Genomic DNA, 15781 nt, shown 5'->3' on the forward strand with positions numbered 1-15781 from the left:
CCCCCCCCCCCCCCCCCAACCTGCCCTACAACCATGAGAGGTAAAACCCAATGCCTTCTTCCCTTCAGAGCGAGCGGAGTGCCCGTCGAGGCCTCAGCGTGCCGGTCAATTATTTTGCGGTAGCGCTGGGTACCGGTGCATTGGGTGCTGCCTGGCGTACTGGTGCCTCGAAGGGAATGGCACCTGAATGGGTGGGCGAGAGCATCCTGGCTTTTAACGCTGTGGTGTGGTTGCTCCTTGTGGGTTTCCTGGTTCACTCGGTGGTGAAATACCGTGCGTGGGTGCGCAGTTTTTGGGAGCATCCGGCACGTACTTGCTTCTTTTCGTTGGTTCCGGCAACGACAGAGCAGGTGGGGGCGGCTCTCTACCCCTATGCTCAGGTTTCGGCTCTGGCCTTGGTTGTGTTGGGAGCTGTGGGCCAGCTGTATTTTGCGTCTCATCGTATCGCTGGTACGTGGCGTGGTGGGTATGCGCCTGAGGCAGTCTCGCCTGTGCTGTATCTGCCGACTGTGGCGACGAATTTTGCGACTGCTACGGCGATGGGATTTGTGGGCTGGCACGATATGGCGATGCTCTTCTTTGGCGCGGGTCTGATTTCGTGGTTTAGCATTGAGGGCGCGATTCTGAGCCGCCTGCGAACCCTGACCCCGCTACCTCAGGGGGAGCGCGGCATTATTGGTATTCAGATGGCGCCGCCTTTTGTGGGTGGTAACGCGTACCTGGCGGCTAATGGCGGCACGGTGGACTGGTTCTTCCTGGTGCTGACCGGTTATGGCATTCTGCAGTTGTTCTTCTTGATGCGTTTGCTCCCGTGGACTCTTGAGGGTGGTTTCTCGATGAGCATGTGGGGTTTCTCGTTCGGTATGGCTTCCATGGCAGCGAGCGGTATTCGCTTGACGGCTGCTGGTTCGCTGGGGTTGGTGGGTCCTGCGCTAACGGTGGCGGGTACGGCTTTCCTCATTTTCCTGTGGGTGGGTACGCTGCATTTGGTGTTGAAGGGGCGTTTGCTGGTACGACCGAGCTAGGGTGCTCAATGAGATTCTGGCGCGAGGCTCGCGCGCTGTTTTATGACGGTGCTTATCTTCTGCACCCGTGCCGGGCACAAGTTTCGGCGATAATGGGGGAATGACTTCTGCATCCTATTCTTCTGCCGCGGCGGAGCCTTTTGAAGGCCTGCGTATTCGAGGTGTCGCTAAGACCTTTGGCACTGATACGACGGTTCTGAATGAGATTGACCTGGATGTGCACCCCGGCGAGCTGATTTCCCTCGTGGGTTCTTCCGGTACGGGTAAGTCCACTCTGCTGCGTATTATTGCCGGTTTGGAGGAGCCGAGCGCCGGTCGGGTGACTTATGCCGGTCAGCCTCTGGAGCGCGGCTCGGTGGGTGTGGTGTTTCAGCGCCCTATTCTGTACCCGCATCTGAGCGTGAAGGACAATATTCTGTTCCCGACCCGGCTGGGCGCGTTCGCCGGTCGGGTTGACGCGGACTACTACCGTGAGTTGCTGGAGGCTCTGAAGCTTGAGGGGTTGGAGTCTCGTAAGCCCTCGCAGCTATCGGGTGGTCAGGCGCAGCGTGTGGGTATTGCGCGTGCTTTGATTCGTCGTGCCCCGGTGGTTCTTTTTGATGAGCCGCTGGCGAGTGTGGATGAGCAGATGAGCGCGAGTATCCGCGCCGATATTGTGCGCCTGCATGAGCGTTACGGTTTTACGGGCCTGTACGTGACCCATGATCAGAACGAGGCGCTCATGCTGGGGCAGCGTGTGGCGGTGATGGATGCTGGCTACCTGGTGCAGGTGGACACTCCGGGGCGGTTGCTGGCGCATCCGCATACTCTGCAGGTGGCGAAGCTTTTGGCGGCGCCCGCGCTGAACCTTTTGGCTCTTGAGGATTCGGAGTCGCTTCCTGCCGGGTGTGAGCTGGCGATTCGTGCGACCGCGCTGTGCCCTGTGGCAGCAGACGCTGCTCATGCTCTGCCGGTGCAGGTGCTTGGCAGCCGCCATCTGGTGGGTGGCATGCTGTACCGTGCGCGTCTGTTAGAGGCGGTGTCCCTACCTCTGGAATCTCGACGGGCTTCGGCGGATTCTGAGTTGAGTGCCCGAGTGCGTGCCGGTCAGGAGCTTGAGTTCTTTATCTCGGATGCGCAGGGCGGCTCCTCCCTAAGTATTGGGGAGCGGGTGCACCTGGGTGTGGCGGCGGAGCGTTGCTTCTTGTTCTCAGGCGGAAAGCGTTTTTACCTCTAGAACACGGTTTCTGGGTTTTTCAGCCGGGCCTTTTAGGTGGGAGAAAGTGCGGGTTAATCGGCTTAAGGAGGGGCTTTAAGTGATTAACCCCGCTTAATCTCATTAATTTCTTGTTTTAACTTGCGACTCGGGCTTTAACCTGAGATGATGAATGAACCAAAGACCGCCGGTCTAGAACTATGTCCTTTATCGCCACCTCGATGGAGACGAAGAACAGAGTTCTGATAAGAGCAGATTTCACTAGAAATCGCCGCCCGCGTAGGTAACTCGAAGTGAATAGTCGTTACCCTGATTTAGGGTGCCGTCTATCGTGCCTCGTACGCCTACGCGTCGGGGCATTTTTTATTGCTTGCAATAAATGCTTCGAGGCTCTACCGGCGACCTTACAAGAATCGGAAGAAGGAACTACCATGGCGACTCAGGAAAAGATCGCTGCAGTATCCGAGCTGAAGGAACTCTTCGAAGCTTCGAACGCAGTCATCCTGACCGAATACCGCGGTCTCACTGTTGCACAGCTCAAGGAGCTGCGCCGCGCACTCGGTGCAGAGACCGAATACGCCGTGGTGAAGAACACGCTGGCTGCTATCGCAGCTAAGGAAGCTGGCATCGACGCATTCGAAGGCCACCTCCAGGGTCCCTCCGCACTGGCATTCATCAAGGGCGACCTGATCGATGCTGCTAAGGGCCTGCGTGACTTTGCCAAGGCTAACCCCCAGCTGATTGTGAAGAACGGTTACTACGAAGGTGCCGCTCTGACCGAGGACGACGTCAAGCGCTACGCTGACCTGGAATCCCGCGAGGTTCTGCTGTCCAAGGTTGCAGGTGGTGCAAAGGCTACCATCGCACGCATCGCACAGGTTGTGGACGCACTGCGCGTCAAGCTGGAGGAGCAGGAAGGCGCAGCTCCCGCTGCTGCCGAGGAGGCTTCGGAAGAGGCATAAGCCCCTTTCGTGCTACTGCACCAGCGCTGAGATACTCAGCAGCGTGAACGCGAATAGCGTGTAACGCACCCTAAATTTGACCGACCCTTTCGGGGTAGGTACTGAAGATTTACACCGCGGGCGTCAGCCCGCACCAGATAGTGAAGGAGCCAAACAATGGCTAAGCTGTCCATCGAAGAACTCATTGCAGCATTCAAGGAACTGTCCCTCGTTGAGGTTTCCGAGTTCGTCAAGGCATTCGAGGAAGAGTTCGACGTCACCGCAGCTGCTCCCGTTGCAGTTGTAGCAGGCGGCGCAGCAGGCGAGGCTGCTGAAGAGAAGTCCGAGTTCGACGTTGTCCTGGAGTCCGCTGGCGACAAGAAGATCGCAGTGATCAAGGAAGTTCGTGCCCTGACCTCCCTCGGCCTGAAGGAAGCAAAGGACCTGGTTGACAGCGCTCCCAAGGCTCTGCTCGAGGGCGTTTCCAAGGAAGACGCTGAGAAGGCTAAGGAGCAGCTCGAGGCTGCTGGCGCAACCATCACCCTCAAGTAATCGACTTCTTCTCGATTCTTACGCGGGCGGTGCATCCATCGGATGTGCCGCCTCGCGGCATTTAACGGCCCCGAACCCGCCCGGTATGAAGACTGGGGAGGTTCAGGGCTTTGCCGTGTCCGCTCTTTTCTCCTGTAGCAAACGGGGTATGCGCTACATATTCGGCAGGTGGCGGTATAAGCCGCTGTGACCACCCTGTGCCCCGGGTGAGAGAGGCTGAGAGCACTGTGGTGCCACTCTCCTAGAGCCCGGCAACGGGTCAGAGGTGCCGTATGATGGGATGAGACAACCCAGACATTCCTTTGCACGAAAGCTGATAGACATGAGCGAGCAGAAGAAAAAGAAGAAGAGCGCAACCGAGCGACCCGCCCGCGACTTGGCGGCTGAAGCACAGCAGGTCCTGGACGCTTTCGGTGCCGGTGTTCGTGAAGACCGCGATTACCCGGCTCTACACCTGGCGCCTCCCGTGGGCCGTCTGAATGACCCGAACGGCCTGGTCTTCGATGGTAAGCGTTATCACGCCTTCTACCAGTACTCGCCCCTGCACCCGGAGCGTATGGTCTACTGGCGTCATGCGGTGAGCGAGGACCTGACCCACTGGACCGATGAGGGTACCGCGCTGGTTCCCGATAGCCGCTACGACTCGCACGGCTGCTACTCCGGCTCCGGTATTAAGGTTCCCGGCGGTTTCGAGTTCTTCTATACCGGTAACGTGAAGGACGAAAAGGGCAACCGCGAAACCTACCAGATTCTCGCAACTGCGGGTGAGGACGCGAAGCCGACCCGTCAGCTGCCCCCGCTGATTTCCGGCCCCGCAAAGGGCTACACTGCACACTACCGCGATCCGCACGTCTTTGAGCGTAACGGCGAATGGTGGATGGTTATTGGTGCTCAGCGTGAGGACCTGACCGGTGCCGTGGTCGTGTACACCTCCAAGGATCGCCGCGAGTGGACCTTCCGCGGCGAGCTGGGCATCAAGGACAAGACCCTCAAGGGCACCTACATGTACGAGTGCCCCTCCCTGCTGAGCATGCGCGATGAGCTGACCGGCGAAATCCGCGACGTGCTGATTTTCAGCCCGCAGGGCATGGAGCCCCTCGGCGAGAAGTACAACAACATTTTCCAGAGCGGCTACATTGTTGGTTCGCTGGATAACGAGACCCTCAAGTTCACCGTGGAGACCCCCTTCACCGAGCTGGATGCAGGTTTCGAGTTCTACGCTTCGCAGACCATTTCCGGTACCGGCCTGACTGCTGACCCGAAGGCACCCCACACCGTGAGCGGCGATGCCCCGGTGATGATTGCGTGGCTGGGTAACGCAGCCCAGGACGACCTGCCCTCGTGGAGTCACCGCTGGGTGCACATGTTCACCTACCCGCGTGAGTTGCACCTGCGTAACGGCAAGATTTTCCAGCGTCCGGTTCCGCAGCTGAATGACGCGATGGAGATGAAGCCTCTGTACCGTGAGGAGGAGAAGGGCAAGCTCGTGGAGCTGAAGAACGCCCTGACCTTCCGTCTGCGTGGCCGCGTGAACGTCTCTGATGAGCGCGTGAAGCTGAAGATTAAGGACACTCACGGCGTGGCTCTGAGCATTGTGCTGGATAAGGACTTTGTGCAGATGGACCGTGGCGGTACCCGCTACACCGAGGGCGGTAGCCTGCGCCGCCGTACCCTGAAGCGTTCGAAGATTCGCGAGTTTGACCTGCTCGTGGACGGCTCGGCTACCGAACTGTACGTGGGTGGCAAGCTGGTCGCATCCATGGGCGCTGAGGTCATGACCGCTCGCACCTTCTTCAAGGGCGATAAACGCCGCGTCCGCCTGACCGGTGGCGAGGTGCTGTCCCTGGAGTATGGCCGTCTCTAAGCCGTTTTCTAAGCGTTAGGAGCCGCCCGCACGGGTGGTTTCCGGTAATTTCTGAATATGTCTGAGGGCTCACTTTCCGTGTGGAGGGTGGGCCCTCGCTTTTAAGAACTTTCCCGTGATACCATGTTTTACATCCGATATGTCAAACGTATGACATATGCATGACATGCACACACAGACATGTCACCCCACCCCATTCACAAAGCATCATACGGTGGTGCTCCAAACAAAGGAGAGCGAGCGTGGACCACAAGTCAGTGGCACAGCGCGTGCTGAAGGACGTCGGTGGCACCGGCAACATCGTTGCAGCCGCACACTGCGCAACCCGCCTTCGCCTCGTCCTGAAGAGCCAGGACAAGGTCGACCAGGTAGCAATCGACAACGACGAAGACCTCAAGGGTAGCTTCCTCAATGCTGGCCAGTTCCAGATCATCGTCGGCCCCGGCGACGTCAACGAGGTGCACAAGCACCTTATCGCCGCTGGCGCACCCGAGGCGTCCAAGGACGACCTCAAGAGCATCGCCGCGAAGCAGGGCAACATTGTCTCCCGCTTCATCAAGACCATTGCTGACATCTTCGTTCCGCTGATTCCGGTGCTGGTCGGTGGCGGTATGCTGATGGCGCTCAATAGCCTCCTGACTTCCAAGGGTATCTTTGGTCCCCAGGCAGTTATTGAACTTTACCCGGAATGGGCTGACTTCGCGGACATCGTCAACCTGCTCTCCGCAGCTCCCTTCGCTTTCCTGCCCGTGCTGGTTGGCTTCTCCGCAACCAAGGTCTTCGGCGGTAATCCTTACCTGGGCATGACCATGGGTGCCGCAATGGTCTCCCCGGCACTGATGAACGGCTACAATGTCGCTGCCTCTCTGGCAGGTGCCGAGGGTAGCGAACCGATGAAGTACTGGAACCTCTTCGGCCTGCAGGTCCAGCAGGCGGGCTACCAGGGTACCGTGCTGCCCATCATGCTGGTTGCCTTCATCCTGTCCCACATTGAGAAGTTCTTCCACAAGGTCCTCAAGGGCACCATCGACTTCATCTTCACCCCGACCCTCACCATCCTTATCACCGGCTTCCTGACCTTCATCTTGGTCGGCCCGCCGATGTTCCAGCTGGGTACCTGGCTGGGTGAAGGTATTAACTGGCTCTACACCGTTGCCGGCCCGCTCGGTGGTCTGATCTTCGGTACCTTCTACGCATTCATCGTGATGACCGGTATGCACCAGGCATTCCCGCCCATCGAGATGAGCCTGTGGGCAACCGGCGGTTCCTTCATCTTCGTTGTTGCCTCCATGTCTAACGTGGCTCAGGGCGCTGCCGCAGCCGGTGTCGCACTGACCACCAAGAACAAGAAGATCAAGGGTATTGCTTCGGCATCTGCACCCTCCGCATTCCTCGGCATTACCGAGCCCGCAATGTTTGGTGTGAACCTGGCTCTGCGCTGGCCCTTCTACATTGCAATCGTCTCCGCGGGTATTGGTTCGATGTTTACTTCTATTCTTGGAATTAAGGCGGGTAAGCTTGGCGCCGCTGGTTACCTTGGCTTCCCCTCGATTGAACCGACTGTTGGCGCTGGTATTCCTGGCTTCTTCGGCTGCCTCATCCTGACCACCGTCATCGCTTTCGTTGCCTCCTTCATCTGGGGTAAGAAGGTTGAGGCTGGCAACACTGAGGAGGCTGAGGCACCCGCCGCTCCTGTTCCCGCTACTCCCGCAGCAGCTGCTGCAGCTCCCGCTGCCGCTGTAGCAACTGAGGCTGGCGAGAGCGTCGAAATCGGCTCCCATATGGTCGGTTCCGTGGTTCTGCTGGCTGACGTCAAGGATCCCACCTTCTCCTCCGGCGCACTGGGTGCAGGCACCGCAGTGGAGCCCACCGAAGGTAAGCTCTACGCGCCGGCTGACGGCAAGATTACCGTTGCATTCCCCACCGGCCACGCATACGGTCTGCGCACCGAGGATGGCCTGGATCTGCTGATGCACATCGGCATGGACACCGTTGAGCTCGACGGCAAGCACTTCGAGCCCAAGGTTGCTAAGGGCGACACCGTTAAGCGCGGCGACGTCATCGCCGAGTTCGATATTCCCGCCATCAAGGCGGCAGGCTACCCGCTGGCAACCCCCATGGTGATTACCAATGCCAAGAAGGCAGCTGCCTCGGTTGAGGATGTCCAGGCTTCGGGCACATCTGTCACCAGCGCAGATTCACTCCTGAAGGTTGCACTGAAGGCAAAGGCTAACGCATAGTCTGCACTCTTAGTGAGTAGATAACCTCAACGTGATGTACACCCCGTACCGCTCTTCCTAGAGCTGGTGCGGGGTGTTCAAATTTTCCTGCAAAGTAATGCAAAAATAACATGAATAAATATTCGTAAAATTTATGCATATTGGTGCAATATAAGCTGGCACACATTCGATGCATGGCTATGAAAAATGTCTTGATAAGGCAGAATTTATTAGCCAGGAGTGAATAATCCAGCTAATATTTATGTATAGTTTCAAGCTTTTGTAAAGGGTGAATATGACCTCAGCTTCCTATACCGTCCGCACCGCCGAGTCTCATGAATATGCAGATGCGCTCGAGGTGCTGATTGCCGCATTCGACGGAGATCCCGCCATGATGGCAGTCATCGCAGGCGGTAGCCGCCGACAGGAACTTGCCAAGCTCCGCGCAATCATGACCCTGCAGGTCTACGGCAACTTCCAGGGCCGCGGACGTATCGACATCGCTATTGATAACTCCACCGGCAAGATTGTGGGTGTCTGCCTCTGGAACACCCCCGAATCTCACGAAGGTTCCTTTGCTAACGAGCTCAAGCAGTTTGGTGCCTACTACAAGGCTCTCGGTTGCAAGACTCTGCTGAAGGCAATCCTGATGGAGCTACACCTGCTCAAGTACCGCCCCGCGTACAAGCACTGGTACCTCTTCAACATTGGTGTTCTTGAAGAGTACCGAGGCCGCGGCATCGGCTCGCAGCTACTCGATTACGGTACCGAACGCATCGGCGACTACCCCGCCTACCTCGAAGCATCGACCTACGATAGTGCCCGTCTCTATGAGCGCCGCGGATTCTTCTCCCTCGGCCCGCTCCACGGAATCTTCTCCAAGGCACACGCCGTTGGTATGGTCTACCCCGGCACCGGTCCCACCGAGATTGTGCAGCGCACCTCCTAAACTTCCGGACGCGCACAAAACCGATAAATGTATATGCAAAATCCGCCCCACCGTGAGCACTCGCACGGTGGGGCGGATTTTTATTCTCAGAAGACGAGATTCTTATTGGAGCTCATCCGGGGCAGACATATCAGGCTGAATCTGATCCAGATCTGGGATGGAACGCACCGTAGCCCCCAGATGGAGCTCAACGGGGAGTACATCCTCAGGCTGGCTTATCGGGGGCTGGCTGTTTGGGGGAGCATCTTCCTCAGTAGATTCTCCCTGCTGCATCTCAATCAACTCCAGCAGGCGCTGCGCGGTACGCTTCGCTATACCCTCAATCGGCTGAACCACGGTCGCCAGTTCCGGCATGAGCAACTGAACGCTCTGCGTGCCGTCATAGCCAATCACCTGGAAATCCTCAGGAACACGGATGCCTCGAGCACGCGCCCAGCCCAGGGTGAGTGCGGCGTAATTATCGTTGGAGGCGAAGACCGCGTCCACCGGCTCGGGGCTATCGGCACGCTCATCCAGGTAGCGGTAGAGCACCTCACGCTTAATGCCCAGCGAAGGGCGGAAGCCCAGCTCCACGAACTCCGGTATGAGCCCCGCCTCAAGCATTGCCTCACGGTAGCCTCGCTGACGCTCATTGTGCTCACCCAGGGTAGAAGTTACGTGCACAATATTCTGCGCACCCGTGGCGATGAGGTGCTCCGTGGCGGCGCGGGCACCTCCGTAGTTATCGGAGCGAATATTCGGGTAGAAACCGCTTTCGAGACGGTCTACGGTCACCAGGGGAGCCTGTGCATGCGGAATGTTAACCAGCGCGTCTGAGTGGGCGCCACTGATGATGCCGTCCACCTGATTGGAGAAGAGCATCTCCAGGTAGCGCTTCTCTTGCTCGGGATGATCGTCGCTATTGCAGAGAATGACCCGGTAGCCCTCTTCGGCAAGGTAGCTTTCGAGGCGGTACACCATCTCCCCGTAGAAGGGGTTCGCAACCGTGGGGAAGATGAGGCCCACCATCTGCGAGCGCTGACCCTGCAGGCTGCGGGCGATGGCATTGGGTCGATAGCCGAGTTCCCGCATCGCGTCGTGGACCTTGGTGCGGGTATTTTCGCTCAGGTAGCCGCGGTTATTGAGTACGCGGGAGACTGTGGTCGGGGAGACGCCCGCTAGGGCTGCAACGTCGCTGAGTTTGGGCTTTGCCATGGGGGCTCCCTTCGTTATGCTAAACGATTGACATATCTCTCTACTATACCTTCTTCACGGGGGCTAACGTGGCCTCAAAAACCAGAAAAAACGCTTTTCCCCTGTGCTGTCAAACGCACCGATTTATCGTACCGGTCTACAGCACCGGAATAATCGGAACGCGAGCCCCCACCTCATGGGCAGAACCCCGCACCGAAGAATCATCCAACACCGCGCAGTGAGTAGCCGCCGCCAACGAGGACAACATATGCGACGCCGACTTCGGCAGAGGATACGCCACGCCATCACGCACCGACACCGGAAGCAGACGAGCCCCCGCCGGCTTACGCAAAGTATCCACCGGATCACCCAGAACCGCTGAATCCAGCTCAGGAAGAGGCATATCCCTCATACCAGCCAAAAGCGGCGGCAAATACGAATACAAAGCCGTGTACGCAGCCAAAGGATTACCCGGAAGACCCAACACAAAACGCTCACGACCCGAATTCGGGCCCGTCTCCGGAACCGGCAAACGCGCAGCCAACGCAGGATGACCCGGACGCACATCCACCGACTCAAACAGATAGGTTGCGCCCATATCGTTGAGCACTTTACGCACCAAATCAACACCCGAGGTGCTTGACCCGCCCGTAAACACCAGCACACGAGCCGTCGACGTAGACAAGAATGTGCGGAACTCGGACTCAACATCCGCCAGACGAATTGAAGGGCGCGCCTCGCAGCCCGCAGAAATAATCGCATGCTCCATAAAGCCGCCAAACGCATCACGCACCTGACCCGGCGCAGGCACACCAAACGTAATGACCTCATTACCCGTAAACGCGCAACGCACCGGAATCGGAGCATACACCGGCAACTCATCAAAACCATTCGTGCCCAAAAACGCAGCCATACGAGCAGACACACGGTCACCGTGGCGCGCCAACAGCTCGCCACGCTCCAGCTCAGCACCAGCATGGCGAATATCAGCACCCGGTGCCGGAGGCTCAAAACCTTCCGCCATATCCAAGTAATGAATGCTCGCCTGAGTCTCCAAATGGGAACCCATGCCCGGACGCGAAGAACCCTCCGCACCCTCATACAGGCGGGAATGCTCCTCACGCACAATCGCCTCGGCACCCTCCGGGATTAAACCGCCCGTCAGAATCGGGGTCGCCTCACCCGGAACAATCGGCACCGTCAGACGGTGAATATTAGCGCGAGAATCCTCCGGATACGCCGGAGTCACCAGACGCCACGGAGGTGCACCCGCCACAGCGTAACCGTCCATCGCCGAGGAGCTATAGTGGGGCACCGGCATCATCGAATAAACATCATCCGCCAAATAGTGGTCAATTGTCGCCAGCAGCGGCAAAGACTCCGTCTTCACATGGTGTGCAATCTCCAGGCCCTGCTCATGCAAAATCTGGCGGGCCTGCTGCCACGAAACAGAAGGAATATGGTGAGACATCGTACCTCGTAAAAGTGTGTGCGGGACGCGCAACAGCGCGCGAGCTCAAAAACGCTACATGTACACGGTATCTAAAGCCAAGACTTATCACCTAGGGTACTCGTAGTCAGGCCCTAATATCACACTGCGGTAGCTCAGCTACTAATAGCTTGACCAAAGCGACGTCGTATAACCCAGCGCCTGCGCCTGCTCCCACGTATCAACATCGGCGGTATCAGCGGCAGACATCTGAACCGCAGTAGGGTTCAGACGACGCAAAAAAGAACGAACAGAAGCGTTGGTGGTGCCGGCCGAAAAGACCGAACGGATCGCCTCAAAACGGTAGATACCAACCAGCGGCTGATAGATGCCCTCAGAGACCCCCCAGAAACCTGCAGAAGCTTCAGAACCAGCGGGGGCTGACTGCCCTACAGAAGCCTGATCGGCAGCCCGCGCGGCGGCAATCAGCTGTTGAACCGCCGGGGCAATACGCGGAGTATCCACACCCAAAATCAGGCACCAGTCGGGCACAGGAATCTGCGAGCGCTCGCAATCGGCCGCAATGCACTCCAAACCGGCATGAATCGCCGCGGCAGGACCCGAAAACGGCGGATCCTCACGAGTACGCAACACCCCCGACGGCAAGGGTAGGCTCTCAGGACCCACCACCACGCGCGGGGATGCGGCGGCCACCGCCTCCAGAGCACAATCCAGCAGAGTATTCGTACCATCAGACAGGGACGCCTTCGGCACGTGGTTCAGGCGGCGAGAAGCACCTCCGGCAACAACGACCGCGGCGCACGAAAAATCGCCCTCAGTAGGGGGCACGGAACCGGGCATTTTATCCGCCCGCATTATCCACCCGCAAAGGGAGGCAGAACGTCCACACGGTCGGCATCCTGCAGGGGCGCCTGCGTATCCGAGCGGGCACCATTGACCAGGAACGAGCACTGCTCCATGACCTGCGCAAGAGTCAGACCCGACGGGGTCGTACCCTCCAAGCTCTGACCCAGATGCTCAACGAGCGCGCCAAGAGTTGTCGACGGTAACTCAGCCAAAGGTACCGACAGCTGCGTGGTGCCCGCCGCAGAACGTGCGGCAGCGAAAAAATGAACCTGCATAATGCTCCTCAATCCTAAGTCAGGGGACAGCCGAAAATCACGGGCGCAAGATGCCAATAAAAAGCCTTATCCGCGCACCTTCGGCTGATGAATCAGCGGCTTTCCTAGCCACCAATAGCGCTCATCGAGCGGCTCGCCTTAGCGAACTCCTCAATATCGAAGTCAGCGTCTTCCTTACCGTGGGCGCGCGGCTTAAACCACATGCCCTCACGCCAGCGCAGAGCCAGCTGCTTATCGTCAGCACCGGAACGCAGAAGCTGCATCAAATCAGTCTCGGTGTCGGAGAACAAGCAGGAACGAATCTTACCGTCCGCCGTCAGGCGGGTGCGGGTGCATGCATTGCAGAACGACTCCGTGACCGAGGCGATAATACCCACACGGCCCAGCGACTCGGTACCGTCAGCAGGGAAGCCCGCCTCATCCAGGGCAGTACCGAGCGGGTACACCTCCCACAGCTGAGCGGGGGAGTCGCCGCGCGCCTCCGCCACCGAACCCAGAACATACTCAGCCGACAGTTTCTCGCGAATCTCAGCGGCGGTAATCGTGCCCTCACGGGTCCAACGGTTATCAGCATCCAGCGGCATCTGCTCAATGAAACGCAGCTGATAGCCGCCCGCCAACGCCCAACGCAGAAGCTCCGGAGCCTGATCATCATTCAGACCCGGCATCAGCACAGCATTAATCTTGATCGGCCACAGGCCAGCCTCCGCTGCACCATCGATGCCCTTGAGCACGGCGTCGAGCTTATCGCGGCGGGTCAACTCGGCAAAGGTTTCACGGCAAATCGTATCCAGAGAAACATTGATGCGGGTCAGGCCAGCCTCCGCCAGGGCGGTGGCACGTTTCTCCAAACCAATACCGTTCGTTGTAATAGCAAGCGGAACATCCGGATGCGCCTGATGGATACGGGCAATAATGTCCACCAAATCGGCGCGCACCAGCGGCTCGCCACCGGTAAAGCGGATCTCCTCAACGCCCAGTTCAGTAATCGCAATATCGGCAAGGCGCGCGATCTCCTCGGCGGAGAGCAGATTCTCCTTCGGGAGCCACTGCAAACCATCCGCCGGCATGCAATAAATGCAACGAAGATTACATTTATCGGTCAGAGAGATACGCAGATCCGTCGCCACGCGACCCCAACGGTCCAAGAGCGGACCGCTGTTCGTAATATTCGGGAGTTTACGCTGGGCCTTTACGCCACTCTCAGATTTTTGGGGCGTCACAAAAGCAGCCCCGTTACCCTCCGCAGAAGATAAGGTGCTTAACATTGGGCCCGCAATGAGCTCAGAAGAAGCTGAATTTGCCGTGTACGCCATGTAAAACCTATGTGGAAAATTTGCATATTTCAGGTGACAATATGATTATTCCATGTTCCGGCGCCCCGCACATAGTGTGTGCAGGGTAAGTTACAACTGCGCCACCGCAGACCACGTGACGAAAACAACGTGTACAAGCTAGGGGTGTACACAAAACTTCACACAGAGCCCGAACAGGAAAACACCTCACCACCGCAAGAGTACGAACCACCAAGGAAACAAATTTCATGAAGACCCCCCTCGCAGCCCTCAGCGCGCTCGCCGCCGCAACCCTCGCCCTCACCGGATGCGGCGCCACCCAGAGCTCCTCTTCGTCCACTGCCTCCGCATCGAGTAGCCAGGCTGGCTCCGGCAAGGTCGAAGTCTTTGCCGCCGCCTCCCTGAACAACGCAGGTGCAGACCTTGAAAAGGCATACGAAGCCGCCAACCCCGGCGTGGACGTCACCTTCGTCTACGAAGGCTCCGCAAAGCTCGTCAACCAGATTGAGCAGGGCGCAACCCCCGACCTGCTCATCACCGCAGACACCAAGAACATGGACAAGGCAAAGAAACTCGACCAGTTCTCCGACTCCGAAACCAACGTTCTGGTCACCAACAAGCTCGTTCTCGTCACCGCCGAAGGCAACCCCGGCAAGATCAACAGCCTCGACGACCTCAAGACCACCGACGGCGTCGTCGCAGTCTGCAAAGAAGACGTCCCCTGCGGCACCATCGCCCACCAGGAACTGAAGAAGCACGACATCACCCTCAAGAACGCAACCACCGAAAGCAAGGTCACCGACGTAGCCACCAAGGTCACCACCGGTAACGCCGATGCGGGCTTCATCTACACCACCGACCTCGCCGCCGCCAAGAAGAAGGGCGTCAACCTCGGCTCCGTCGAGCTGACCGATGTGGAACGCAACGAATACCCCGCGGCGCTCAGCAAGACCGGCTCTTCTTCCGAAACCGCGAAGAAGTTCAACGAATGGCTGAAGAACTCCGACGAGGCGAAGAAGATCCTCACCGAGTACGGCTTCAACACCGCACAGTAATTCAACACCGCCACAGTAGGGAACAACCCGCGTCTCATCACCCATGACAGACACTACCGCTACCCATCGCAACGCCGGAACCTCACGCACACCCGGAAGCAGGCTCTTCGCCTCCGTGCCCGTGCTCTTCCTGGTTCCGGCGTCGCTGGGTGTTTTCCTCATCGCCGGGCCGCTCCTCGGGCTCTTCCTCAATATCCCCTGGAACCAGCTCGGCAGCATCTTCACCCCGCAGGTGCTCGGGGCGGCAAACCTCTCCCTCAGTACTGCCGCCGCCTCCACCCTCATCTGCGGGCTTCTCGGTGCACCCCTGGCGCTCGTGCTCTCCAAAGTGCTCAACCGCTCGCGGCTGCACCGATTCGGGTCAGTTCTCTACGCCATCATCTACACCCCGGTGATTCTCTCGCCGGTTGTTTCCGGCCTCGGGCTGCTCTTCTTCTGGGGACGCAAGGGAATGATCGGCACCTACCTCTACCAGGCAGGAATCTCCATCCCCTTCACCCCCAACGCGGTGATTATCGCCCAGGTCTTCGTCGCCCTACCCTTCTTCGTTGCCACCGCAGTCACCACCCTGCAGGCTATTCCCCGCGAATACGAAGAAATCGCCCTCGTCGAAGGCGCTAAACCCGCAGAAATCACCTTCAAAGTGCTCCTGCCCCTCGCCGCGCCCGGCCTCGCCACCGCCTTCCTTCTCTCCTTCGCCCGAGCGCTTGGTGAATACGGCGCAACCGTCACCTTCGCCGGCAACGTCCAAGGAAAAACCCAAACCATACCCCTCGCCATCGACCTAGCCATCAACAGCAGCGACATCCCCAGCGCCCTCGGAAGCGCCCTGATACTCATCAGCCTCTACTTAGGAATCTTCGGGGTCCTCGGCCTGATCCGTGCCCTCAAAAAACTACGCGAAAGCACCCGATAAGCCGCTTCGTCACTTGCCCCACATAC

The 15781-nt window shown here is 58.4% G+C and carries 14 protein-coding genes; 9 read left to right on the top strand and 5 right to left on the bottom strand.

Annotation, left to right across the window (positions count from 1 at the left end; genetic code table 11):
* The first annotated feature begins 50 nt into the window (after positions 1–50).
* From HMPREF2845_RS02085 to HMPREF2845_RS02115, 7 genes are all read left to right on the top strand, one after another.
* Complete coding sequence (locus tag HMPREF2845_RS02085) at positions 51–1025, top strand: TDT family transporter (protein WP_070633770.1); 975 nt, start codon at positions 51–53, stop codon at positions 1023–1025.
* A gap of 100 nt (positions 1026–1125) precedes the next feature.
* Positions 1126–2241 (top strand): ABC transporter ATP-binding protein, encoded by a 1116-nt coding sequence (locus HMPREF2845_RS02090; protein ID WP_070633771.1) that lies wholly within the window; start codon positions 1126–1128, stop codon positions 2239–2241.
* Between the two features lie 410 nt (positions 2242–2651).
* The gene (rplJ, locus tag HMPREF2845_RS02095) at positions 2652–3182 is read left to right on the top strand and encodes a 50S ribosomal protein L10 (RefSeq protein ID WP_005504882.1); all 531 of its coding nucleotides are present in this window, start codon (positions 2652–2654) and stop codon (positions 3180–3182) included.
* Positions 3183–3338: 156 nt separating this feature from the next.
* On the top strand, positions 3339–3713 hold the full coding sequence (gene rplL, locus HMPREF2845_RS02100; RefSeq protein ID WP_005508362.1) for a 50S ribosomal protein L7/L12: 375 nt from the start codon (positions 3339–3341) through the stop codon (positions 3711–3713).
* Between the two features lie 322 nt (positions 3714–4035).
* The gene (locus tag HMPREF2845_RS02105) at positions 4036–5577 is read left to right on the top strand and encodes a glycoside hydrolase family 32 protein (RefSeq protein ID WP_070633772.1); all 1542 of its coding nucleotides are present in this window, start codon (positions 4036–4038) and stop codon (positions 5575–5577) included.
* 242 nt (positions 5578–5819) lie between these two features.
* Positions 5820–7817 carry a PTS sucrose transporter subunit IIABC gene (locus tag HMPREF2845_RS02110; protein ID WP_070633773.1) on the top strand — a complete coding sequence of 666 codons (1998 nt, stop codon included), beginning with the start codon at positions 5820–5822 and terminating at the stop codon, positions 7815–7817.
* A 274-nt stretch (positions 7818–8091) separates the two neighbouring features.
* A complete protein-coding gene (locus tag HMPREF2845_RS02115; protein ID WP_070506953.1) occupies positions 8092–8745 on the top strand; it encodes a GNAT family N-acetyltransferase in 654 nt (217 codons plus the stop codon).
* Between the two features lie 102 nt (positions 8746–8847).
* On the opposite strand, the gene HMPREF2845_RS02120 is transcribed toward HMPREF2845_RS02115, so the two are convergent.
* The 5 genes from HMPREF2845_RS02120 to moaA form a co-directional block, all read right to left on the bottom strand.
* Entirely contained in the window at positions 8848–9939 is a 1092-nt protein-coding gene (locus HMPREF2845_RS02120; protein ID WP_049353358.1) for a LacI family DNA-binding transcriptional regulator, read from the bottom strand.
* Between the two features lie 136 nt (positions 9940–10075).
* Positions 10076–11389 (bottom strand): molybdopterin molybdotransferase MoeA, encoded by a 1314-nt coding sequence (locus HMPREF2845_RS02125; protein ID WP_070633774.1) that lies wholly within the window; start codon positions 11387–11389, stop codon positions 10076–10078.
* A gap of 141 nt (positions 11390–11530) precedes the next feature.
* Complete coding sequence (locus HMPREF2845_RS02130; RefSeq protein ID WP_049353356.1) at positions 11531–12223, bottom strand: molybdenum cofactor guanylyltransferase; 693 nt, start codon at positions 12221–12223, stop codon at positions 11531–11533.
* Entirely contained in the window at positions 12223–12489 is a 267-nt protein-coding gene (locus HMPREF2845_RS02135) for a MoaD/ThiS family protein (RefSeq protein WP_049353355.1), read from the bottom strand. The genes HMPREF2845_RS02130 and HMPREF2845_RS02135 overlap by 1 nt, the downstream gene beginning before the upstream one ends.
* 104 nt (positions 12490–12593) lie before the next feature.
* On the bottom strand, positions 12594–13805 hold the full coding sequence (gene moaA, locus HMPREF2845_RS02140) for a GTP 3',8-cyclase MoaA (RefSeq protein ID WP_049353354.1): 1212 nt from the start codon (positions 13803–13805) through the stop codon (positions 12594–12596).
* A 227-nt stretch (positions 13806–14032) separates the two neighbouring features.
* Here moaA and modA point away from each other — a divergent pair, with 227 nt between their 5' ends.
* Together modA and HMPREF2845_RS02150 are read left to right on the top strand one after the other, a co-directional pair.
* The gene (gene modA / locus HMPREF2845_RS02145) at positions 14033–14839 is read left to right on the top strand and encodes a molybdate ABC transporter substrate-binding protein (RefSeq protein WP_049353353.1); all 807 of its coding nucleotides are present in this window, start codon (positions 14033–14035) and stop codon (positions 14837–14839) included.
* A 43-nt stretch (positions 14840–14882) separates the two neighbouring features.
* Positions 14883–15755: an ABC transporter permease gene (locus HMPREF2845_RS02150; RefSeq protein WP_049353352.1), complete on the top strand. Its 873-nt coding sequence runs from the start codon at positions 14883–14885 to the stop codon at positions 15753–15755.
* The last annotated feature ends 26 nt before the right edge of the window (positions 15756–15781 follow it).

The organism is Rothia sp. HMSC065B04 (assembly GCF_001812285.1).
Lineage (GTDB): Bacteria > Actinomycetota > Actinomycetes > Actinomycetales > Micrococcaceae > Rothia > Rothia mucilaginosa.